At 45.5% G+C, this 23503-nt stretch carries 19 protein-coding genes; 8 read left to right on the forward strand and 11 right to left on the reverse strand.

Annotated elements, in window-relative coordinates:
• Positions 1-140 precede the first annotated feature (140 nt).
• From CLHUN_RS03190 to glgB, 8 genes are all read left to right on the forward strand, one after another.
• Complete coding sequence (locus tag CLHUN_RS03190) at positions 141-1160, forward strand: substrate-binding domain-containing protein (RefSeq protein WP_080063118.1); 1020 nt, start codon at positions 141-143, stop codon at positions 1158-1160.
• Positions 1161-1190: 30 nt separating this feature from the next.
• The gene (locus CLHUN_RS03195; protein WP_080063119.1) at positions 1191-2732 is read left to right on the forward strand and encodes a sensor histidine kinase; all 1542 of its coding nucleotides are present in this window, start codon (positions 1191-1193) and stop codon (positions 2730-2732) included.
• On the forward strand, positions 2725-4347 hold the full coding sequence (locus tag CLHUN_RS03200) for a response regulator (RefSeq protein WP_080063120.1): 1623 nt from the start codon (positions 2725-2727) through the stop codon (positions 4345-4347). The genes CLHUN_RS03195 and CLHUN_RS03200 overlap by 8 nt, the downstream gene beginning before the upstream one ends.
• Positions 4348-5418, forward strand: a complete 1071-nt coding sequence (locus CLHUN_RS03205) for a sugar ABC transporter substrate-binding protein (protein ID WP_080063121.1) — start codon at positions 4348-4350, stop codon at positions 5416-5418.
• A gap of 308 nt (positions 5419-5726) precedes the next feature.
• Positions 5727-6800 carry a sugar ABC transporter substrate-binding protein gene (locus tag CLHUN_RS03210; RefSeq protein ID WP_080063122.1) on the forward strand — a complete coding sequence of 358 codons (1074 nt, stop codon included), beginning with the start codon at positions 5727-5729 and terminating at the stop codon, positions 6798-6800.
• Positions 6801-6942: 142 nt separating this feature from the next.
• Positions 6943-8463: a xylose ABC transporter ATP-binding protein gene (locus CLHUN_RS03215; RefSeq protein ID WP_080063123.1), complete on the forward strand. Its 1521-nt coding sequence runs from the start codon at positions 6943-6945 to the stop codon at positions 8461-8463.
• 59 nt (positions 8464-8522) lie between these two features.
• On the forward strand, positions 8523-9752 hold the full coding sequence (locus CLHUN_RS03220; protein ID WP_080063124.1) for a sugar ABC transporter permease: 1230 nt from the start codon (positions 8523-8525) through the stop codon (positions 9750-9752).
• 280 nt (positions 9753-10032) lie between these two features.
• Complete coding sequence (gene glgB, locus CLHUN_RS03225) at positions 10033-12294, forward strand: 1,4-alpha-glucan branching protein GlgB (RefSeq protein WP_080063125.1); 2262 nt, start codon at positions 10033-10035, stop codon at positions 12292-12294.
• Between the two features lie 60 nt (positions 12295-12354).
• Here glgB and cobD read toward each other — a convergent pair whose 3' ends face one another.
• From cobD to CLHUN_RS03280, 11 genes are all read right to left on the reverse strand, one after another.
• Positions 12355-13431, reverse strand: coding sequence for a threonine-phosphate decarboxylase CobD (cobD, locus tag CLHUN_RS03230; RefSeq protein ID WP_242656424.1), 1077 nt, complete (start codon positions 13429-13431; stop codon positions 12355-12357).
• A 99-nt stretch (positions 13432-13530) separates the two neighbouring features.
• A complete protein-coding gene (gene cbiB, locus CLHUN_RS03235) occupies positions 13531-14493 on the reverse strand; it encodes an adenosylcobinamide-phosphate synthase CbiB (protein WP_080063127.1) in 963 nt (320 codons plus the stop codon).
• A gap of 23 nt (positions 14494-14516) precedes the next feature.
• Entirely contained in the window at positions 14517-15131 is a 615-nt protein-coding gene (locus CLHUN_RS03240) for a precorrin-8X methylmutase (RefSeq protein ID WP_080063213.1), read from the reverse strand.
• A gap of 89 nt (positions 15132-15220) precedes the next feature.
• Positions 15221-16771 (reverse strand): cobyric acid synthase, encoded by a 1551-nt coding sequence (locus CLHUN_RS03245; RefSeq protein WP_080063214.1) that lies wholly within the window; start codon positions 16769-16771, stop codon positions 15221-15223.
• A gap of 67 nt (positions 16772-16838) precedes the next feature.
• Positions 16839-18215 (reverse strand): cobyrinic acid a,c-diamide synthase CobB, encoded by a 1377-nt coding sequence (locus CLHUN_RS03250; protein ID WP_080063128.1) that lies wholly within the window; start codon positions 18213-18215, stop codon positions 16839-16841.
• A gap of 49 nt (positions 18216-18264) precedes the next feature.
• Positions 18265-19476, reverse strand: coding sequence for a precorrin-6y C5,15-methyltransferase (decarboxylating) subunit CbiE (gene cbiE / locus CLHUN_RS03255; protein WP_080063129.1), 1212 nt, complete (start codon positions 19474-19476; stop codon positions 18265-18267).
• A complete protein-coding gene (locus CLHUN_RS03260; protein WP_080063130.1) occupies positions 19473-19835 on the reverse strand; it encodes a sirohydrochlorin chelatase in 363 nt (120 codons plus the stop codon). Before CLHUN_RS03260 ends, cbiE begins: the two co-directional genes overlap by 4 nt.
• 28 nt (positions 19836-19863) lie before the next feature.
• Positions 19864-20649, reverse strand: a complete 786-nt coding sequence (cobK, locus tag CLHUN_RS03265; protein WP_242656425.1) for a precorrin-6A reductase — start codon at positions 20647-20649, stop codon at positions 19864-19866.
• A gap of 51 nt (positions 20650-20700) precedes the next feature.
• Positions 20701-21438 (reverse strand): precorrin-3B C(17)-methyltransferase, encoded by a 738-nt coding sequence (gene cobJ, locus CLHUN_RS03270; protein ID WP_080063131.1) that lies wholly within the window; start codon positions 21436-21438, stop codon positions 20701-20703.
• Positions 21439-21486: 48 nt separating this feature from the next.
• Positions 21487-22485 (reverse strand): glutamyl-tRNA reductase, encoded by a 999-nt coding sequence (gene hemA, locus CLHUN_RS03275; protein WP_080063132.1) that lies wholly within the window; start codon positions 22483-22485, stop codon positions 21487-21489.
• Positions 22454-23503: a cobalt-precorrin 5A hydrolase gene (locus CLHUN_RS03280; protein ID WP_080063133.1), complete on the reverse strand. Its 1050-nt coding sequence runs from the start codon at positions 23501-23503 to the stop codon at positions 22454-22456. Before CLHUN_RS03280 ends, hemA begins: the two co-directional genes overlap by 32 nt.

Genomic DNA, 23503 nt, shown 5'->3' on the forward strand with positions numbered 1-23503 from the left:
ATTAGCACTATTTTAAGGTTGTATTATTTGTGTTTATTTGATAATCTTATATCGTAAATTTCTTTATTAAGATTAACAACAGTCACCTTATATGTAAGTCACTATATGTGCGCTGCACTTGCAGCTAACCAGAGGTTATAATGAACAAGAAGAAAAAGTTTGTTGTCTTATTTATTTCCTTACTCTTCGTTCTAGCTATTTTTTCGGTAATTATGCTAATAAACCCCTTTAAAGAGGACATGGGCCCACTTGATGAAAAATTTGCCCAAAGCGTTGAAAAGCCTGATTACCATTTTGCAGTCATAGCACCCAGTTCATACGACCCCTTTTGGAATGATGTGAAAAAGGGAGCTTTCAAAGCTGCCAAGGAATTTAACGTAGCAGTGGAATTCAACAGTCCCAGGTTCACCAATCCTGAGGAAGAGCTGCAATACCTGAATATAGCAGTGGCATCAAACGTAGATGGAATTGCCACCCATGTCCCTGATGAAAACATGTTCACACCGGTTATTAACAATTCCGTCAAAAGCAATATCCCCGTGGTCACCATAGAAAGCGATGCGAAGAATAGTGGGAGGCTTGCCTATATAGGAAACAACAATTATGAAGTTGGTTCTGTGGGCGGAAAGATGGTGGCAGAGGCTACCGGCGGAAACGCAAAGGTTGCCATAATACTCAACGGCTACAATCCCGAGGCCAGTGATGTGTCACAAAACCTTCGAGTGACAGGTTTCAAGGACGCCGTAAAGCAGTATAAGGGCAGGGTTGATGTTGCCGCCATCCGTATTTCAGGTATGGGTATTTTCAGTGCCGGAGAAATAGCAAATGAACTGATAATCAACAACCCCCAGATAAACACCATTTTTTGTACAAACCCAAGGGATACCCTGGGAGTAATCCAAAAAATTGTTGACCTGAACAAGGTTGGCCAGATCAAGGTAATCGGCTATGGAAGCTATTCTGAAATTTTAAGGTATATAGAGAAAAATGTCATCTATGGAAGTGTGGTCAGCAATCCCCAGGAGATGGGCTATAAAGCTGTAAAAGCCCTGGTGGAGCTGAAAACTACCCGAAGGACACCTGCATATGTCGGCACTCAGGTTTATGCCGTAACAAAAGACAATGTGGATACACTCTCTGCTGAGGAAACAGGTAAATAGGCTTAATACTATTTAATTAAGGATAGATATATGATAAAATTTGTCGGTAGATTGCTCAGAAAAAACAGAATACGTAAAAAGCTGATTCTTTATTTTATGATAACTACCATTCTTATGGCTGCAGCAAGTTTTTATACCTATTACAATGCAAAAATGCTTATGAATCAGATGGACTCACTTTTTGTCAGTAATATATCCCTGAATGAACTTCAGGGTACTGTTACAGATGTCCAACAGTACCTGGAAAGCTATTTGGACACAAGCCATTCCGACAGTTTCAGAGGATTGGCAGGGTCCAAGAACAAACTGCAGCAGTTGTCTCAAAGGCTGTCCCAGGAAGCGGACTACAGCCCTAACGGATTACTTCAGAGAGACATTACAAACATGATAAAAAATTATCTGGAGATTACAGATAATGCTGTCCTGGCTAAACGTGCCCGTGATATAAACAGGTATACCTCCTATTATAATGATGCCAACAGGGTTTACGGCTATATTGACATGTATATCAGCAAGCTTAACAATGAACTTCTGAAGGAAAATACCCAGAGGTATCACGTAGTTGCAGGCAGGATAGACCTTGTCCAGATGATAAACATTGCCATCATTCTGGGAGTCATCCTGTTTAACCTCGTATTTATAATACTTATTACCTATAAAACAACTAAACCGATTATAAAGCTGTCCCAGGCAGCAAACGAAATATCCAGAGGCAATTTCGATGTACCTCAGGTAGAATTTGATACGGATGATGAAATAAGCGTCATGGCCAGCGCTTTTAATACCATGGCCTCAAGTATCAAGGATCATATAGGCGCTATTGAAGAGAGGGCCCTTCTGCAAAACAAGCTGAAGGAGCAGGAGCTGCAGAACCTTATTATGAAGACCCATTTGAAGGACGCAGAGCTTCAGGCACTTCAATCGCAAATCAACCCTCACTTTATATTCAACACCCTCAATACGGGTGCGCAAATTGCCATGATGGAAGGTGCAGATAAGACCTGTTATTTCATAGAAAATGTAGCCAACCTCTTCAGATACAACCTTAAAAAGCTGGACAGGGCAGTGTCGCTGAGAGAAGAAATAGACAACATCAGCACCTATATCTATATATTGAAAACCCGGTTTACCGACAGGATTCAATTTATTGAAGATATCCCGCCCGACATGCCGGATATAGAAATGCCCTGCATGATACTGCAGCCAATTGTGGAAAATGCTTTTATTCACGGTATCGGCAATACGGAGGCAGGAGGCATCATAGCTCTTTCGGCAAAGAGCCATAAAACCTGTGTGGAGGTAACGGTATCCGACAATGGTGCGGGAATGGTCCAGGAAAAGATAGACAAACTGCTTGGAAAAGGGCAAACGGAAGTCCAGAGCCAGGACCAGACCGGCGGTGTGGAAGCAAAAAAAGGGCATACCACAGGAATCGGTATGGGAAATGTAATCAGCAGGCTCAATTTATTTTACGGTCAGGACAATATAGTCAGTATTGACAGCGCACCCGGAATGGGAACCTCTGTCCGCTTGAGAATTCCGGTAGGCGTAAAGGAGGAGGCACATGTATAAGTTATTGATTGCCGATGATGAACAGATTGTAATAGATTCTCTCTCGTTTATAGTAAATAAAAGCTTCTCCGGCGTATTCCAGATAGAGTCTGCCCGTTCGGGCAGAGAAGCCATAGAAAAGGCCGAACGCTTTATACCGGATATTATATTCATGGATATAAACATGCCGGGAATAAACGGTATTGAGGCTATCCGGGAGCTGCGGGGAAAACTGCGGGATTGTGTTTTTGTCATTCTTACTGCCTTTGACCAGTTCGACTTTGCAAAGGATGCCCTGAAGCTGGGTGTCTCAGAATACCTGCTGAAACCGGTCAACAGGGAAAAAATCATCTCTACCCTTCAAAAAAGTATTGATGATATTGAAAAGGAGCGAAGCAAGAGAAAAAAAGAGCTGGATATGAAGGAAAAAATGGAGAATATCCTTCCCATTTTGGAAAACGGCTTTATTTATTCCCTGCTTTTTTTAGACGACAACTCAAAGGAACTGGAGAACTACCGCAATATCTTTGAGATAGAGGAAAACGGCGGGTACATCATGACCATTGAATTTGCACAATCCAACGACTGCGGGCATATGGTAAACAGAATAGGCCTCAGCATAAAAAGTCAATCCTTCTATCCTTACCTTCGGGATATAATGAAGGGCAGGTGCAGGTGTTTCATGGGCCCTGCGATTTTAAACAGGATTATCGTATATATACCTGCGCAAACCGAGGTTGAAGAGTATTCAAGAAGACTGGAGGCAGTGAGCATTGCAGAATATGTCTATAATCAGATTTCCCAGAAGGTGGATGCTGATTTTTATATTGGCATAGGCCGCTGCTACGACAGCTTTGACAATATATGCCCCTCCTATGAAGAATCTCTGCGTGCCATTCACTTCATGAACGGAACCGGAATTCTCCATATTTCGGACATACCTACTGAAAAAGAGCTTCCGGCCGAAAAGTATCCCATGTCAAAGGAAAAGCTGCTATTGGAAAAAGCTGCTCTGGGAAACAGGGATGAGTGTATACAGGCCTTTAGTCATATATTCGAATGGCTGACAATAGAATACTATGGGTCGGTTAATAAAATCAGGGCCAAGCTTATGGAAATTATGATTCTTTTGCACCGGCTGGCCTATGACTATAATATCTCTCAAAATCCTGACAGTATTGACCTGATATCGGAACTTCAGAAGCTGGATACCCTCACCGAATTAAAACATTGGTGCCTAGAAAGAATAGATTTTATAACCAACGGCATTTCCGAAGCCAGGGAAAAGAAGACCAATTCTCTGATTGTAAAGGCCGTTGAATATATTAAGGAAAACTACAGAGGAGAGCTCACCCTCGAAGAGGTATCCAGAGAAGTGAATATAAGCCCTCACTATTTCAGCAAGCTCTTTAAGGATGAAATGGGAGAAAACTTTATTGACTATCTTACCAATCTGAGAATCGGAAAAGCTAAGGACATCATGAAGAACAGTCTTATGAGCGTAAAAGAAATATGCTATGAAATCGGTTATGGCGACCCTAATTATTTCAGCAGAATATTCAAAAAGGCGGTTGGAGTAACACCAACCGAATACAGGGACAGTCTTCTATACATGAGCAAGGATGGTGTTTCTTAAATGAAAAAAGTTCGGTTAAAGGTCTTGATGTTAGGATCAGTATTAATTTTGGCAATGCTTTTCTCTCCCGGCTGTTCCACCGGCCCGGAGAAAAACAGCCCTGCCGGTAAAAACGGTAAAATTACAATCGGCTTCTCGCTGGCAACCTTGCAGGAGGAACGCTGGCAGCGTGACATGGACATACTTGTGGCCAAAGCAAAGGCCAAGGGCGCAGATGTTATTGTCCAGAACTCCAACAACAATATAGACGATCAGATCAAGCAGGTTAAATACCTGCTTGACCAAAACATTGATATACTTCTGATCGTACCTCAGGACGCCGAGAAATCTGCCGAAGCCGTAGATCTTGCCAAAAAGAAGGGTATCAAGGTCATCTGTTATGACCGCCTTATCAAGAATGCAAATACAGACTTCTATGTCTCCTTTGACAATACCAAGATCGGGGAGTACATGGCTTCGATGATGGTATCAAAAGTGCCTATGGGAAACTACATCATAGTCAACGGGGCCAAGACCGACTATAACAGTTACATGTACAATCAGGGCTATAAAAACATTCTGGATAAATATATCTATGATAAATCCATAAAAATAGTAGATGAAATATGGGCTAACGACTGGCGGCCGGAAGATTCGTTCAAATGTGTGGAAAAGGCCCTTCAAGGCGGTAAAAAAATCGATGCCATCCTGGCAGCCAATGACAGCCTAGCCGGTGCTGCCATAGAAGCTCTTTCAGAGCAGCAGTTGGCCGGAAAGGTCTCTGTGGCAGGCCATGATGCAGATATTTCAGGCTGCCAGCGTGTGGCGGAGGGAACGCAGCTAATGACCGTCTACAAGCCTATTGACCAGCTCGCGGAAAAAGCGGTGGATGTTGCTCTCGGATTGCTCAAAAACAATTATTATGCAAGCAATACATATATCAGCGACGGTGAAAACGATATCCCCTACGCAAAGGTTGAGCCTATCGTGGTAACAAAGGACAACCTTGTGGACACAGTGATAAATGACGGATTTCACAGGCTTGAAGATGTGTATTTGAATGTCCCCAGGGATCAATGGCCTGTGAAATAAGCCGGTCAGCTATAAATAAATACTTGTGCCTTCAGTAAAAGACTATGCCTGTTCATTACATGCATGGTCTTTTTTATTCCATGTATTTTTACGCATCTGCCTTCCTTCGGCTCCGGGCTTACTTATTTTAATATTAAAATAATGCTAGGCATTGTTGTCATAAAAAAAATCATAGCAATTATGGTAAGACCTTAGTAATTCTCTCTAGCGACTTGAGTCCCCTGATGATATATCCTGTTAATGTACCGCAACGAAGCTGGTAACAGCCCTGTTGCATAAGAAAATATTACATTTCGGGAGGATTGTATATGAAAAAATCAGTACGTATAGCTGCTATGGCTTTAGCAGGTATTATGTCGATCTCGCTATTTGCAGGCTGCGGCGCTAACAATTCATCAGGTAGTTCAGCAAGTAACAGTTCAACCGCAACATCTTCTCCAGCAAAAGACAAGAAAATAAAGATCGGTCTTTCTCTTCCAACACAGCAGGAGGAAAGATGGGTCAGAGACAAAGCTACTATGGAAGAAGCTGCAAAGAAAGCAGGAGTTGAGATTGCTGTTCAGGTTGCAAACATGGATGCTGCAAAGCAGGATTCACAGGTTGAAAATCTGATTTCTCAAGGCATTGACGTATTAATCCTTGCTCCGCATGATGCCAAGGCAGCAGCCTCCACAGTTGACAAAGCTCACAAGGCAGGCATCAAGGTTATTGCTTACGACAGACTTGTAATGGGTACTGATGTGGATGTTTATCTTTCCTTCGACAACGTGAAGGTTGGAGAACTCCAGGGAAAATGGTTAACCGAACACCTGGATAAGGGTAACATAGTATGGCTGGCAGGTTCTCCTACAGATAATAATGCAACTCTCTTCAAGCAGGGCGCTGCCAAATACCTGCAGCCCAAGATAGACAGCGGAGACTATAAAGTTGTTATGGAACAGCCCGTTGTTGACTGGAAACCGGATAACGCACTCAAATTAATGGAAAATGCTTTAACTGCCAACAACAATAATGTTCAGGGCGTACTTGCTCCCAATGACGGTACAGCCGGCGGATGTATTCAGGCTTTAGCGGCTCAGGGCCTGGCAGGAAAGGTGCCCATAACCGGTCAGGACTCTGAATTGTCTGCTGCAAAGAGAATAGTTGAAGGTACTCAGGGTATGACTGTATTCAAGGATACCAGAAAGCTCGGTGAAGCAGCAATAGACGCAGCAATTAAAATGGCCAAGGGTGAAGATCCCGGAGCCGATCAGAAGGTAAACAATGAAAAAATGGATGTTCCTTCAATTCTTTTGGCTGCCGAAGCCGTTGATAAAACCAATATAGACAAGATACTTATCGACAGCGGCTACCTGAAGAAGGAAGATGTTTACTCCAAATAATATAAAAAGTTACTGAAAACTTTATGGGGGAATGGCAGACATGTTGTTCCCCCATAAAGAATTTATTGCATTATGACTCACATCCAAGTGCACTCAGGCGTACTTGACACTAGAAATAAGGATGCCCCTACTGGAGGTTATTATGAGCGAGTATATATTAGAAATGAAGAACATCACCAAAGAGTTTCCGGGGGTTAAAGCACTGGACAATGTCACCTTCAATGTAAAAAAGGGTGAAATCCATGCCCTGTGCGGAGAAAACGGAGCCGGAAAATCAACTCTTATGAAGGTTCTCAGCGGAGTATATCCCGCCGGCACTTACACAGGTGAAATTATACTAAAAGGAAGTACACAAAGCTATTCGGGTATAAAAGACAGCGAGAAGGCAGGCGTAGCTATTATTTATCAGGAACTTGCACTTGTAAAGCAGATGAGTGTGTGTGAAAACATATTTCTGGGTAATGAAAAAGTTAAAAAAAGCGGATTGATAGATTGGGACAAATCCTATGCGGAAACACAGAAAGTGCTCAAGGAAGTAAGGCTTAACATAAACCCCAACACAAAGGTTGTAAATCTGGGAATAGGTCAGCAGCAACTGGTGGAAATAGCAAAAGCAATCGCAAAAAAAGCCGAAGTTCTTATCCTGGATGAACCTTCTGCTGCACTTACAGAGTCAGAAACGGAAAATCTGTTACAAATACTCAAGGAGTTGAAAGCCAAGGGTGTAACATGTATATATATTTCTCACAAGCTGAACGAAGTATTTGAAATTGCTGATAACATCACAATACTGCGGGACGGCAAAACCATCGGTACTGAGCCTGCCTGTGAGATGACCGAAAACAAGGTTATTTCAAAAATGGTGGGACGTGAGCTTACTCAGCGTTTCCCCCGAAAAGAGCACACTCCGGGTGAAGTGGTCCTGGAGATAAAAAATTGGAATGTTCAAAATCCTGACCTTCCTGAACTGAAAGTAATCCACAATGCAAATTTTGCAGTCCGCAAAGGTGAAATCCTCGGAATTGCGGGATTAATGGGTGCAGGAAGAACCGAGCTGGTCATGAGCATTTTTGGTGCCTACGGTGCCAATGTAAGCGGTGAAATCTACCTGGAAGGCAAGAAAGTATCCATAAAAAATCCCAAGCAGGCTATTGCTTCCGGGATAAGCTATGTGTCCGAAGACAGAAAGCGCTATGGTCTGGTACTTGGAATGGACATTAAAAACAATGTGACCCTTTCCAGCCTTGAATCCATCTCAAGGCTTTCCCTCATAAACGGAAATGAAGCCATAAAAGCTACAAATCAGTATGTCAGGGATTTGAGAGTCAAGACCCCCAGTATCGAGCAAAAAGTCACAAACTTAAGCGGCGGTAACCAGCAAAAAGTGGTTCTTGCCAAATGGCTTATGACAAAACCCAAGATATTGATTATGGATGAGCCCACAAGAGGTATAGATGTAGGTGCCAAATTCGAAATATACAACATAATGAACAAATTGATAGACGAAGGTGTGTGTATCGTTATGATATCCTCCGAATTGCCCGAAATACTGGGAATGAGCGACAGAATCCTGGTTATGCACGAAGGCCGTCTCACCAGAGAGTTTAATTGGGAAGAGGCTACGCAGGAAAATATTTTAACATATGCAACCGGAGGAATGTAGCATCAAAGTGTCTTTATATTACTATATACATCGCCTGCAGCGGCGAGACGGAGGTTATTATGGGAAATGCAGAATTAAACGCCATTGCTAAAGATAATCAAACTGCATTAAAAGATTCTAAGTCTATTAAAAAAATACTATTGGGAACCCTTAAGGGGAATATGCGCCAATACACCATGATATTGGCTTTGCTGGTAATCTGGGCCTTCTTCACCATTGTCACCGACGGGATATTCATATCTTCCAGAAACCTGTCCAACTTGTTTTTGCAGTGTGCCGCAACGGCAATAGCTGCCTGTGGTATGGTTCTGGTCATGGTTGCAGGACACATTGACCTTTCTGTAGGCTCCTTCGTGGGACTCACAGGCGCGGTAGCCGCTCAGTTGATGGTAAAAGGCGGCTTCGGTACTATTGAGACAATTGCCATAACACTTGCCATCGGTTTATTGCTGGGCCTTTTCCAGGGTTTTTGGATATCCTATGGTAAAGTACCTGCTTTTATTGTAACCCTTGCGGGATTTCTCGCCTTCAGAGGGGGCGTCATTGCAATAACAGGCGGAAACTCCATCGCCCCCATGAACGATTCCTTCAAAATAATTGGACAGGGCTACCTGCCCAAGATAAATGCAAACCTTCCCTTCAATGATACAAGCGCTTTGGTTGGAGTCGCCTTTATAATCTGCTATCTGGTATTTGAGCTTGTAAAGAGACATTCAAGAATAAAGTACGGCTTTGAGGTTCTGCCCGTTCCGCTTCTGATAGCAAAAATGGTGCTGTTCTCCACGATAATCGCACTTGGAATCGGTATTATGGCCAGCTACATGGGTATCCCCTATGCCATTCTTCTCCTCATCGCAATCATAGTCATATTTACGGTTATAGCTGAGAAAACCACCTTCGGCAGACATGTGTATGCCATAGGCGGCAACAAGGAAGCTGCAAGATTGTCCGGTATCAATATCAACAGGGTTAACCTGGGTATCTTTGTATTGATGGGACTTCTTTCAACCATAGCAGGTATCGTTTATACTGCAAGATTGAATGCGGCAACAGGCTCAGCGGGAACCAACATGGAAATGGACGCCATTGCTTCTGCAGTTATCGGCGGAACAAGTACCCTGGGCGGAGCCGGAACCATCGCAGGCTGTATAATAGGAGCTCTGGTCATGGGCAGTCTTGATAACGGAATGAGCCTTATGAATGCCGACGTTGCTGCTCAATACGTGGTTAAGGGCTTGATCCTGCTTCTGGCAGTCTGGTTCGACATAAAATTCAGCAAGAGGGCATAATCTTCATATTTTGAATATATGAATTTTCAGGCTGGTCAAAACTGTATTTTTTATTACAATTTATATTTGCACGGGTACGAATTACAGATGGAATACTTGGTCGAACTGCTTATTGAATTCCATTCCTGTACTGTGTACCCGTGCTCTGTTTTTATGGCCTGGGGCTGCTTTAGCTGATCTGTTCAAAAGCAGCTCCTTATTTTATTGTTGTTTATTGAGAGAAAATAATATAGTATGGTAAATATAGGTTTAAAACAAATTTTTCAGCCGAGGTGGTTAAATGAAAGTCCAGCCTAAGGATATTGCCGGCAGTATAGTAACAGGTGATTGCAAAGACCCTCATGTTTTTCTCGGCATGCATGTTGTCAGCAGCAGAGGCCGGAAAAAAGACCTGGCCGTGAGAGCTTACCATCCCAATGCCAGACTTGTAGAGGTTCTGGACATTGCGGATAATACCTTTCATCCCATGGCTGCCAAATATCAGCCAGGTATTTATGAGGCAATTTTTCCTTCAAGAAAGGAACTTTTTGAATATAAGCTGAGAATAACGGACCAGTCGGGCAACAGCTATATAACTCATGATCCCTACAGCTTTTGGCCTGTTATTTCGGAATACGACATATTCCTCCATAGCCAGGGAAACCATCACAAAATATATGAAAAGCTTGGCGCCCATGTAATGACTATAAACAATGTAACAGGCACACTGTTTTCCGTTTGGGCACCCTGTGCCGAAAGGGTCAGTGTGGTGGGGAATTTCAACCAGTGGGATGGCCGGAGACATCAAATGCGGCAACTGGGTGCTTCCGGAATATGGGAGCTCTTTATTCCCCTTGTTGCTGCCGGAGACCTTTACAAATTTGAAATAAAGACCCCAGGCGGGCAGCTTGCCGAGAAGGCCGACCCCTATGCCTATTACGCGGAGAAGCGACCTGCCAGGGCATCCATAGTGCACTCCCTTGATTTGTATGAATGGAACGACAGGGATTGGCTTGAGAAAAGAGCTGCTACAGACGTCTTTACTGCACCTGTATCAATATATGAACTGCATCTCGGAACCTGGTCCACCCTGCCCCAACCGGATCAAGACGGGGATTTGTATCTCAATTACAGAACTATTGCCGACAGGTTGGTGCCCTATATTAAACACATGGGTTATACACATATAGAACTTCTGCCTGTAACCGAACACCCCTACGACGGTTCCTGGGGGTATCAGGTCACGGGATATTTTGCAGTGACCAGCAGATATGGAACTCCCGAAGATTTTATGTATCTTGTGGATTTATGCCATCAGAACGGAATCGGAGTAATACTTGACTGGGTACCGGCGCACTTTCCCAGAGATACCCACGGTTTGGCCCGTTTTGACGGCACTGCGCTGTATGAGCATACCGACCCGCGGCAGGGAGAACATCCTGAATGGGGAACCTTGATATTCAACCACGGCAGAAATGAAGTCAGGAATTTTCTCATATCCAATGCAGTATTCTGGTTTGAGAAATATCACATTGACGGGCTGCGGGTGGATGCGGTAGCTTCCATGATATATCTGGACTATGCCAAAAAACCGGGAGAATGGATTCCAAACAAATATGGCGGAAATATGAATCTGGAGGCTGTGGATTTCCTGAAGCAATTGAATACCACGGTTTTTGGCTACTTCAAGGGTATAATGATGATTGCGGAGGAATCAGCCTCATGGCCTATGATTACAAAGCCGCCCTATGAGGGCGGACTGGGCTTTACCTTCAAGTGGAACATGGGCTGGATGAATGATTTTCTCAAATATGTCAGCATGGACCCCATATATAGAAAATATCATCACAATCTCATAACCTTTTCACTTATGTATGCTTTCAGCGAAAACTTTGTCCTTGTGCTCTCGCATGACGAGGTGGTACACGGAAAATGCTCCATGCTGAATAAAATGCCGGGTGATTACTGGCAGAAATTTGCAGGCCTGAGAGTGACCTATGGCTACACCTACGGACATCCCGGCAAAAAATTGCTTTTTATGGGCAGTGAATTCGGACAGTTTATTGAATGGGACGACAAAAAAGGTCTGGACTGGCATCTTCTGGACTATGAAATGCATAAAAAAATGCAGACCTTCGTCCGGGATCTTAACAGCCTGTATAACAGCCATCCGGCATTATATCAGGTGGATTTCAGTTATGACGGCTTTGAATGGATAGACTGCAACGACAATGACCACAGTGTTGTAGCTTTTTTAAGAAAAGGCCGGAATTACCGTGATATGCTTGTTTTCATCTGCAACTTTACACCTGCGGTTAATGATAACTACTGTATCGGAGCCCCCTATGAGCTTGAATATGAGCTGATTTTAAACAGTAATTCTGAAAAATACGGAGGCTATGAACCCGATTGCCAGGGAGTCCTATACAAGACAGAGCCCGAGCCGTTACACGGCAGACCCTTCAGTCTAAGGCTCACATTGCCCCCGCTCAGTGTGCTGGTTTTCAAGCCCCTTTTTGAAGCTGAGGAGACTTCTGCTGTCACTGCTTCACCTGATGAATAACGTATTTCTGACGGTTCGCTGCCCATTTGATTCCGGCAGCGAACCAGCCCGGAAGTATTCCTATTTTCCCCTTGCTGCTTCCAGCTCCTGTAGGCAGCCTATCAGGTATTGGTTGTCCTGTTCCAGTTTCACGGCAACCCTTATATATTTTTCGTCAAGACCTGCGTAATTATTGCAGGAACGTGCCAGTATACCGTATTTTAAAAGCTCTTTGTGGAGATTTCTGTTTTCAGTCTTAAAAAGTATATAATTGGCGGCCGAGTCAAAGACCTTATAGCCCAGCTTGTCCAATTCCTGTAAAAGATACTCTCTGTTCCGCCTGACAAGCTTTTTTGTCCTGCTTATGTAAGCATGTTCATCCAGAGCAGCAACTCCGCATATCTGCGCCACCGCAGACACCCCCCAGGGCTGCCCTGATATTTTTAGCCGCTCCAGCAATTCTTTGCAGGAGCACAGGGCATAACCAAGCCGGATTCCGGCCATTGCATATATTTTTGTAAAAGCCTTCAGAACTATTACATTTTCAAAAGATTCCAGACAATCCGACACACTGTACTTATGCGGGTCATCCAGAAAATCCATGAAACACTCATCCACCACCAGTGTGCAATTATTATCCCTGCACCTGCCGGCAAGTTCCAGCACTGTTTCCTTTTCGGTAAGCTTGCCTGTGGGATTATTGGGATTGCAAAGAAAAACAAGCCTTATGTCCGGAGTCAAGGCTTTCAGTATGTCCCTGCCCACAAGGAAATTCCTGGCTTCTGACAGATAATGGTATTTTATCCCGCCTCCCTCCAGCCTGACAGCCTCCTCATATTCGGAAAAAGAGGGAGCTGTAACCAGGGTGTTACCCGGCTTGAGGGCCCCTGCAATTCTGTATATTATATCGGCCGCTCCATTTCCGCAAATGATGTAGTCTTGGGGTACGTTTTCGTGCAGGGCTATTTTTTCCGCAAGTTCTCTGCAAACAGGGTCGGGATAGTTGCTGAACTGCCCGATATTTTCGAAAATGGCTTTTTTCACTCCCTCCGGCAGTCCAAGGGGGTTTATATTGGCTGAAAAGTCAATCAGCCTTCTGTTGTGACCTATGTCATATTTGCTGTATATATCTCCGCCATGAACCGTTCTCACCATCATGCCTCCCGTTGTGTCTGCCTGCTGCGCTTGCCTGCTGTGCCTGCTTCCCGCTCATACTGTCAAACGTACCCTGCAATGAAGTACCATATAAACCCTTTTCTAGAATGATATAATTATCAGCCTTGAGGCACACAAGACCATTAACGCTATCACAGCAGTTGTGTACATGAGCCTTGCGGCAGCCGGTATATCCTCTATTTGAATATTTCTTATGCCATCCCCGATGTACGGCTTTTTTACAAGCCTTCCAAAATAATAGGCATCTCCTGCCAACTGCACATTCAGGGCACCTGCACACACAGCCTCTGTCCTTGCGCTGTTGGGACTGGAATGGTTCCGTTTGTCCCTCCGGTAAATCCTTACGGCATTTTTCCAGTCCAGCCGGCATATAAAGCTTGCCATTATCATGGCGTAAGCCGAAAGGACAGCAGGAATGAAGTTAAGAATGTCGTCCAGCCGGGCCGCAAATTTGCCGAAATACAAATATTTTTCATTCTTGTATCCAATCATTGAGTCCAGGGTATTTACCGCCTTATACAGAAAGCCTGCCGGGGCCCCTCCTATAATCATGAATATCAGAGGAGCTATGACTCCATCCGTTGTATTTTCTGCTACGGTTTCCACAGCGGCCTTTGTAATACCTTCTTCGGTGAGATCTTTAGTATCACGCCCCACTATCCACGACAGGTATTTCCTGGCATTGGTCAAATCCCCGTTTCTCAGAGGGGTATATACCTTCATGCTTTCTGTTTTTAACGACTTTGCAGCCAGTATCTGATAACAGAATATTGATGAAATTGAAAGCTCAAGGACTTTATTTATGTTTTCTGCGGCAGCCAGTATAAAAAAGGGCCCCGCAAAGGCTATGCCTGTCATGATTATACTCAGTATCATACCTCCCGCAAATTCCCCTGTGGGGTTTTTGGGCAGCAGCCTTCTTAACAGTCCTTCACCTTTTGCTATCCCCCAGCCCATCAGCCTTACCGGATGTGGCAGCCATAGCGGATCTCCCAAAATTAAATCCAATATAAAGCCAATAACTACTGATATTAATATATCCATTAAAAGTACTCCTGCCTGCCGCGTCAGGCCATGTACAAAAGTGCATTTACAATGGCGGCGGCAACATTGCTGCCTCCCTTCCTGCCCTTTGCAACAATAAACGGTATATCCAGCTTCATAATCATGTCTTTTGACTCGGTTACATTGACAAAGCCTACCGGAACCCCGATTATAAGCCCCGGTGAAATACAGCCTTGCTTTATGAGCCTCTCCAGCTCCAGCAAGGCAGTCGGTGCATTGCCGACAGCAAATATGACAGGCTCTTTGATTAAAGACGCTTTCCTCATTGATACCGCAGCCCTGGTAATCCCTTCTTCCGCAGCCTTTTCCGCCACGTCTGCATCTGCCATGAAACAGTGTATTTCACAGCCCTGTTTTTTCAGTGCCGCTTTGTTAATCCCCGCCATAGCCATCTGCGTATCGGTGACAATGCAGGCTCCGCCTCTGATACAGGTTAATGCACGGGTTATTGCATCCTCTGAAAAACAAAGGTTATCAGCATAATCAAAATCCGCAGTCGTGTGTATGACCCTCTTTATGACCGGTTCCTGCAGCTTGTCAAAAGGTCTGCCCCCAAGCTCCCGGCCAATTATTTCAAAGCTCTTTGCTTCAATATCGCTAGGTTTCATTATATGCATATAAATTGTGTACCCTTCCGGCTCAATTGTATAATTTATCAGATACATGTACAATCCTGAGCCGGGAGTAGCACATGTCTTCATAACCATTAAATATTTATTCCTTCTTCAATAATCCTATAAATAAATTCCATATCCAATGACTGCCGCAAGGCATCTGCAAGGAGGTCATACTGCCTTTCCTTGTATTCCTTGAGCTTAAAGGCTGTATCTTTGTAATAGTGAAGCCCCTTTCTGTTCATAAGGGCTTGAGCTATCTCAAAAAGCACCTCTTCACTGTCGAAAATCCCATGTACATATGTCCCATAAATATTGCCGCTGCACATTCCATCGGATTTTTCCGGACAATTGCCCCCCTTAAGGGTTGAAAGGCTTGTTTCTCCCGATACCCCTTCGCTGTTATGAATCAAAGTATTCCGGTTCCTAATGGGCAGGGTCTGACCCATATGTATTTCATAGCCTTCGAAGCTTTTACCGCTCAGTCCTTTAAATATACCTCCCACATCTGAGAAGGTTCCGTTCACCCTGGTTCTGGTCTTTTCCTTTTCAAATACGGTTTCAGCTTTAAGCAGGCCCATTCCCCGGATATGCCCTCCCTGTTCCACACAGAAAGGGTCTGATATGACCTCACACAGCATTTGATAGCCTCCGCAGATACCGATTACAGGTTTGTCCTGGGCTGCATGCTTCAGAATCCCCGCCTCAAGACCATTTTCTCTCATCCACTTAAGATCGGCTATTGTATTCTTGCTTCCCGGAATTATTATAAGATCCGGAGCGCCCAGTTCTCCCACACGCTCCACATATCTGATGCCTGCACCTTCAATGTGCTCCAGTACATTGAAATCAGTAAAATTTGCAATCCTGGGAAGGTGGATTACTGCAATATCTATCAGCACGGCAGCCCTTCTCCTTTTAAATCTGTCGCTGAGGCTGTCCTCATCCTCCAAATCCACAGACAGGTATGGGACTACTCCGGCCACAGGAATATGTATAAGCTCCTCCAGCATGTGAAGTCCAGGCTTGAGAATCTCCACATCCCCTCTGAACTTGTTTATTATGGTACCTTTTATGTATTTCCTTTCAACTTCATCCAGAAGCATGACCGTCCCAAACAGGGAAGCAAACACCCCTCCCCTGTCAATATCCCCTGCAAGCAGCACCGGAGCTTTTACCATCTGAGCCAGTCCCATATTCACAATATCCATCTGTTTCAGATTTATCTCGGCGGGACTCCCTGCCCCTTCTATTACAATTATATCATTTTCTTCCGAAAGACTTTCATATGCGTTCAGAATCTCCGGTATCAGCGCCTGCTTGTATTTAAAATATTCTGAGGCTGTCAGGTTTCCTATGGGACTGCCTCCCACTATAACCTGGGAGCCTTTGTCACTGGTAGGCTTCAGTAAGATAGGATTCATTCTTATATCAGGAGCCTTTTTGGCCGCTTCTGCCTGTACCACCTGTGCCCTGCCCATCTCATGGCCATCGGCGGTTATGAAGGAATTCAGTGCCATATTTTGAGACTTAAAGGGAGCCACACTATAGCCGTCCTGTGCGAATATGCGGCACAGACCGGCTGCCAGCAAGCTTTTCCCCGCATTTGACATGGTTCCCTGAATCATTAATGACTTTGCCATATGAATATTCCCTGTATACCTTTCTCTCAAAAGTTATTCCAGCCTTTATACCGTCTGGAATCCCTTACTATTTGTCTTCCCTGGTTTTTTTAAACTCACTGCATTTTTGCAGAAAGCTTTCTGCAAAACCGGTATTACCATAGAAATGCATATGGGGGTATCCCGCAGCCATGGTTTCGTCTGCAAAAATGCACTCCCATTTTCTCTTTCCGTCAGGCTTCATTGCTTCAAAATCTCCTCCGTTTTTGTCACTGTCACTGTAGTGGAATTCATGGGCATTTATGCGCTCACCCTTCCTGCACAGCAGGTTGTCAGCTTTTGCTGTAAGAGTAATATACCCAAATCTGGACAGCTTGTTCTGCATGAAGCTGTTACCCCTTAAAACTCCCGCCATGGTAAATGAGTTCTTTTGAGCATCAGTGATAGTCTCCTGCAGGTACATGAATCCCCCGCATTCCGCATAGACAGGCATTCCCCCTTCAACCGCCGCTTTTATTCCGGAAAGCACGCCTGCGTTTTTACTCAATTCACCCGCAAACAGTTCAGGATACCCGCCCCCTAAAATCAGTCCGTGGACATTTTCCGGTATGCGGCGGTCTGAAAGAGGTGAGAAGTATACCAGCTCCGCTCCCAGCCGCTCCAACAGCTCAAGGCTGTCCCTGTAGTAAAAGCAGAACGCCCTGTCCCTTGCAACCGCTATACGCAAGTCAAACCTTCCATGTACCTCAACAGGTTCATAGCATATCTCCTCTGCTGATTCTGCCAACTCCAGCAGCCCTTCCATATCCACGTACTTCAGGGTATTGTGAGCCAGCAGCGTCAGCTTCTGCTGCATATCCTCTATTTCCGCCGCAGTTATAAGGCCGAGATGCCGGCTCCCGATAGCCGCAGCTTTTAACTCAGGGAGGAAGCCATACACCCTGAGCCCCGTTTTGTCTTCTATCATGGACCTGTACATTTCATAAAGCCCGGGAGCTACAGAGTTGATAATTACTCCCTTTATATTATTGTCCGGGATAAAATCCCTGAAGCCCTTGATTATAGCAGCAACTGACAGTGCCATTCCCTTGGGGTTGACTACCAGTACAACCGGTGCTCCTGTGAGCTTTGCAGCAGAATACGTGGAATAGCCTCCCTCACTGCCCAGACCGTCATAAAACCCCATTACGCCTTCAATAACAGCTATATCAGCTTTCTCTGAATTCTTTGCATACAGATACTTCAGATTATTTTCTCCGCACAGAAAGGCATCAAGATTCCCTGAGCCTGTGCCGATTATCTCGGAATGAAACATGGGGTCTATATAATCGGGACCGCACTTGAAGGCGGCTGTTTCTTTCCCTCTTTCATGCAGAGCCTTCAAAATGCCGCAGGTAACTGTTGTTTTGCCGCAGCCGCTTCCGGTTCCGGCTATGACAAGGCCCTTTATTCTGCGTTTTTCCATGCTTCCCTCCCCGTATGGCTTGAAGTAGGCTCCATAGCCGCAGCCGGTTTCACAGCCCGGCCTGTTTATGGCCTCTGCCTGAAATAATGTATACCGGATTATTTGCACTCATCATGTGATAATTGCCCGTTTTTCTTGCTACCGCTGAATTTATGCATACAATTTCAGTATTGAGCTTGTTTCTCTCAAAGGAATTGACACAGGAATTGAGTCCTTCCAGCGTAACTGTATTTGCAACAATTCCTATATCCGGATTTATCCGTCTGAGACTTTCAATTATTTGTTCCATGTTTCCGCCGCTTCCCCCTATAAATGCCTTGGTGGGACATGGAAGTCCTGAAAACGCATGCGGTGCTGTTCCTGGCACTATGGTTACATTATAGGCTCCCAGCCTTTTGCGGTTTTTATTTAAAAGTTCCAAAGCGGCAGCATTTTTCTCTATGGCAAAAACACGTCCCTCACAGGCCTTTCTTGCCATTTCTATAGCTACCGAGCCGGTTCCTGCACCCACGTCATATACAATGTCTCCCGGCTCAACAGCCAGCTTGGCTAACGCAACGGCACGTATTTCCTCCTTTGTCATGGGAACCTCTCCCCTCAGAAAATCCCTGTCATAGAGTGGAAAATAACACTTTACATAGTCCGTATTTTCCAGCAGCAGTACTGAAAGGTCGGCATATGTTCCTTCAGCCAGTTCCCTTACGCTGCCGGCAACAATGCGTTCATTTTCCATTGACAGGTTTTCTCCCACAACAGCATTTATGTGGAGCATTCCGGCCTCTGCCAGTTCCCTGCAAACGCCGTCCGCCTTATTGGCCCCTCCCGTGAGAACAAATACCCTGTGGTTGTAGGCTGCTGCTCCCAATATGGAGCCCTCCCTGCCATGAAGGCTTGCAATCTTTATATTTTCATAACTTATACCGGCCCTTGCACAAAAATATTGCAGACTGCTTATGCCGCAGATTACCTCTGTCTCAATAACCTTTTCCAGGCTCTTCAAGAGGCTTGCCGTTATGCTGAAGAAACCGGTATCTCCTGATACAAGAAGACCCAGGACAGCCTCCTCAGAAGCGGCTATGGCCGCCGGAATATCTGATATGGGACATTCAGCAATAGTCCCTGCCATGTCCGGAAGCAAGGTCACATACCTGCCTGCTGTACTATATACCTTTTCACAGCTTTCCAACACCTGCAGCGCCCTCTGGGTCAAAAATCCCCGGTCTCCCGGACCTGCACCTATTATATAAAGCTTCCTGCTCATAATGCCTCTCTGATCCGGTCAGCCAGAACTCCCGCCAGTCTCGGGTCTGCTCCCAGGGTACTGCCCATGGAAATTCTTATATCCGGATGCTTTATCCGGTATTCATCTATTTCCGACGGGATATCCTCTCTGATATGCACTCCTGAAAAAAGAAAATAGGGTATTACGATTATTTCCCCGGCTCCTCTTTCAACCAGCTTATCCAGGCCTTTTTCCAGATTCACTTCACAGAATTCCATGTATGCCGTCTCAATCACTACCTCCGGAAGCTGGGTCTTTGTCATTTCAGTCACCCTTTCAAGAGTCTCCAAAGTGGTTTTTTCACGACTCCCGTGTGCCAATATAAGTATAGCCTTCATATTAACCTCCATATATTCATTACATTTTTTATTGGTTAAAGGACTCACCCTTCAGCCTGAGAAGCAACTCTCTTTTCAGTTCTTCAACGGTGAGTCCGTCGGAATCCCCGGGTCTTGCAATGAGGATGACCGTAGCTCCGGCAGCCCGGGCAGCAGATATTTTTTCTTCATAGCCTCCTGCCTTTCCGGTGTCCTTGGTTACCATATATTTTGCATTCACATGCCTTAATGTAGCAAGGTTCATTTCATGGCTGAAAGGCCCTTGCATGCATATGAGATTCTTTCCTTTGAAGCCCAGCGCCGTGCATTTTTCTAAAACCTCAGGAGCAGGCAGTACTCTGACATACAGCCTTTTATCAAAATCCCTGACAGCGGTGAATTTCTCCAATTCCTTACTGCCGGTTGTCACCAGGATATTCCCCTCTGCTGTGTCCAGCATTTCGGCCGCTTCGCAGACGGAATTCACCGCTATTACTTCCCCGATGTCTGTGGATGGCCGCAGCAGTCTTATATATTCCATGTCCAGGTTCCGGCAGGCTGCCCTTATATTTTCAGAAACAATTGCCGCATATGGATGTGTGGCATCAATTACAAAGGAGTAGTCTCCGGCCGCCTCCTCCATCTGCGGACGGGTCATCCTGCCCACCCTGACTTCTATCTGCCCGCGGTGAGGCATTACCATCCTGCCATATTCGGTGGCTACGCAGACGGTAACAACTGCCCCGTTTGCAGACAGGAATTCTGAAATTTCCCTGCCCTCCGTTGTTCCGGCGAAAACCAGTACCTTCACTGCCATGTCTGTATCTTCCCCCATTCAAACCTTCAGGTGCTCAGCGCCCCTGAAACATATATCTGACCGGCTTTGCTATTCAACATCCTTATACCCTCTGGCAGTTACAAGCTTGTTGCCCATAACCCTGGTATTCCTGTTTCCCACTATTACGGTAGTAAACATGTCTACCTGCTCCTTGGCCAGTTCCCTCAGTGTAAGTATTTTACCGGTCTGCCCCTGGCGTCCTATATTTCTCACATACCCGCAGGGTGTGTCTCCGCTTGCTTCCTTCATGATGATTTCGCAGGCTTTTTTGAGATAATCTCCCCGCTTTTTACTTGAGGGATTATAGATACAAATGGCAAAGCCCGCCTGCGCGGCAAGTCTCAGCCTTTTTTCGATATCCTCCCAGGGAGTCAGCAGATCGCTGAGGGATATCACGGCAAAGTCGTGGGTCAGGGGGGCACCCAGCACCGCTGCCGCCGATGTAGCTGCGGTTATTCCGGGAATGACCTCCACCTGTATATGGTTGTATCCCACCGCCTCCAGTATTTCAAATACAAGTCCCGCCATTCCATAAACGCCGGCGTCTCCGCTGGAAACCACCGCAACCGTCCTTCCGGCAGCAGCAGCCTCCACCGCGTATTTACACCGTTCCACTTCCTTTCTCATGGGGGTTGTAAAGGTTTCTTTCTCCCCTATCAAAGGTTTTATCAAATCAATATACACCTGATAGCCTACAATCAATTCACTGCGGCTTAGTGCCTCCAGGGCTTTTTCCGTAAGCTGCGAAGCTTCTCCGGGCCCCGTACCTATAATATATAATTTCACGCTGACCTCCCAAACGTCCACATGACTGTTTTAGTATTTCTCCGCTTTTTACGGTGCAGTGGGGCATTCTGCAAAGCTTTTCCACTTTAAGTACCTGAGCAGATGCTCCTGGATTATTTGCCTTATTTGTTCTATTTCTCCCAGATTAAATATTTCATAGTCCTTACAGAAATCATCCAGGTTAAAGCATTTTACCCCTTCAAAATTCTCCACTTCAGGCTGTATATCCCTTGGAAGAGCCAAATCCACAAAATATTCCGGCTTTTTTCCCATACCCTCCAGCATGTCACAGGTAATGGTATAGTGGGGACTCAGTGTGGCACTTATAACAATATCCGACTCTGAAAGCTGCCGGGCTCTCCGGTCATATTCCACAGTCCCGCAGCCAAAGGGTACCAGGGTATCTCCGTATTTGTGCTTCCGCAAGGTCACCGTCACACGGGCTCCGCGTTCAAGCAGCTCCCTGCAGCACATACGTCCTGTCTCACCGTTGCCTATCACCAGGACTCTTTTTCCCTCCAGCCTGCACCTCTCCGAAAGGTAATTCACCGCACTTTCCGCAGCAGACCCGGGAACAGCCTTTACCCTGACCTGGGTCTTGGCCCTTTTGGCAGCAGTTACTGCCAGTCTGAAAACTGTTTCCAGAACTGCATCCGCAGCCTTTTCCTCTCTCGAAGTCTGAATGGCCTGACTGACCTGCGTTATTATCTGATCCTCGCACAAAACCATGGAATGCAGACCGCATGCCACTTCCATAAGGTGAAGAACCGCAGCGTCATCCTCCTCCATATTAAATGGGAATTGTTCCATTTCGTCCATGCAGCCGGAATACCTGCACAATATGTTTGCAGGCTTTACCTGCGGGTCACCTGCGGTTATATAAAGCTCTGTACGGTTGCAGGTGGTGAGCAGCACGGCTCCCGAAATCCTTGTATCCTGTACAAGCTCCCTGAGAAGCTCCCTTTTTCTTTCTTCTGTAAAACTGAACCTTTCGCGCACCTCTATGGCTGAGGTTTTATGATCCAAATATGCCAGTAGTATTTTCAAATCTGCATCTCCATTCATTTATTGCTATTGCAGCAGTTATTCCCCTGTGACTGCACTTTCCGGTTATAAGGCTTCCATTCCCCGCCTTTACTGCCGCACGTTCACATACATTGTCAACGCCTGTAGTCTTTTCTACAAAATCAGATTTTGTAAAGCAGCCTGGCACCTGTGAGAGCTCCTGTGGGGAAAAGGTGCAAAAGGGTACTTTAAAATATTTGGAAAGCTGCAGCAGAGCCTTTTCCCGGGCCTTTAGATCAATGGAGGCAACGGCACACAACTGGAAGGGCTGTATGCCCTGCCTGTCCAGAAGGCTATTTACGAAATCCAGCATATCTTCATAGGGGGTGTCCTTCCTGCAGCCGATTCCCAGCACATACTGCCTGGGTATAAGGTGCAGGGTATGAGTAAAGCATTGCTTGTACCTTGCGGAAATGCATATGCCTGCCGCGGGCTTATCCGATTCACACAGGAAAGCCGGAACATGTCCCTCAACAGGAAATTCCGAATATAGGCCTATGACTTCCTCCCTCAACACAGCCGCCGATATGTGCCTGATATTCTCCACGTTGGCTATATGGCAGCCTATGTCTTGTGCCCACACGTCAACAGCAAATTTCCCGCCTATATCCGTAGCAGTGGTTATTACGGGCTCCGCAGACAGGATTTTGGCCATGCGTACTGCCAGCCTGTTGGCACCGCCCAGGTGTCCTGACAGAATAGGTATGACATACTTCCCCTTTTCATCAATGACCAGAACCGGCGGGTCACAGTCTTTTGACCTGATGTTGGGGGCAATTGCCCTTACGGCTATACCGGCCGCGCCGATAAACACCATTGCCTCGCCGTTTTCAAAGGCTCTTTTAGTGTATGTCCCTATTGTCTCCGTCAAAAGCTTTAGTTCCGGTACGGCATATTTGCAGCAGCCCTCAGCTTCAAAGCCCAGGAGGTTAAGCTCCCGCTGCAGCCTCCGGCACAATATTCCGCCTGCTTGGGTAAATGAAATGAGTTTTACTTTCAT

Source organism: Ruminiclostridium hungatei (genome assembly GCF_002051585.1).
Classification (GTDB): Bacteria; Bacillota; Clostridia; order Acetivibrionales; family DSM-1351; genus Ruminiclostridium; species Ruminiclostridium hungatei.

Coding starts and splice junctions, on each gene's coding strand:
- CLHUN_RS03220 (WP_080063124.1), top strand. CDS start 8,523: ATGGGAAATGCAGAATTAAACGCCATTGCTAAAGATAATCAAACTGCA.
- CLHUN_RS03245 (WP_080063214.1), bottom strand. CDS start 16,771: ATGGCAAAGTCATTAATGATTCAGGGAACCATGTCAAATGCGGGGAAA.
- cbiB (WP_080063127.1), bottom strand. CDS start 14,493: ATGGATATATTAATATCAGTAGTTATTGGCTTTATATTGGATTTAATT.
- CLHUN_RS03215 (WP_080063123.1), top strand. CDS start 6,943: ATGAGCGAGTATATATTAGAAATGAAGAACATCACCAAAGAGTTTCCG.
- cbiE (WP_080063129.1), bottom strand. CDS start 19,476: ATGAGCAGGAAGCTTTATATAATAGGTGCAGGTCCGGGAGACCGGGGA.
- cobK (WP_242656425.1), bottom strand. CDS start 20,649: ATGGGGGAAGATACAGACATGGCAGTGAAGGTACTGGTTTTCGCCGGA.
- CLHUN_RS03280 (WP_080063133.1), bottom strand. CDS start 23,503: ATGAAAGTAAAACTCATTTCATTTACCCAAGCAGGCGGAATATTGTGC.
- cobD (WP_242656424.1), bottom strand. CDS start 13,431: ATGATGGTGAGAACGGTTCATGGCGGAGATATATACAGCAAATATGAC.
- glgB (WP_080063125.1), top strand. CDS start 10,033: ATGAAAGTCCAGCCTAAGGATATTGCCGGCAGTATAGTAACAGGTGAT.
- CLHUN_RS03240 (WP_080063213.1), bottom strand. CDS start 15,131: ATGCATATAATGAAACCTAGCGATATTGAAGCAAAGAGCTTTGAAATA.
- CLHUN_RS03200 (WP_080063120.1), top strand. CDS start 2,725: ATGTATAAGTTATTGATTGCCGATGATGAACAGATTGTAATAGATTCT.
- CLHUN_RS03195 (WP_080063119.1), top strand. CDS start 1,191: ATGATAAAATTTGTCGGTAGATTGCTCAGAAAAAACAGAATACGTAAA.
- CLHUN_RS03260 (WP_080063130.1), bottom strand. CDS start 19,835: ATGAAGGCTATACTTATATTGGCACACGGGAGTCGTGAAAAAACCACT.
- CLHUN_RS03210 (WP_080063122.1), top strand. CDS start 5,727: ATGAAAAAATCAGTACGTATAGCTGCTATGGCTTTAGCAGGTATTATG.
- CLHUN_RS03250 (WP_080063128.1), bottom strand. CDS start 18,215: ATGGAAAAACGCAGAATAAAGGGCCTTGTCATAGCCGGAACCGGAAGC.
- CLHUN_RS03205 (WP_080063121.1), top strand. CDS start 4,348: ATGAAAAAAGTTCGGTTAAAGGTCTTGATGTTAGGATCAGTATTAATT.
- CLHUN_RS03190 (WP_080063118.1), top strand. CDS start 141: ATGAACAAGAAGAAAAAGTTTGTTGTCTTATTTATTTCCTTACTCTTC.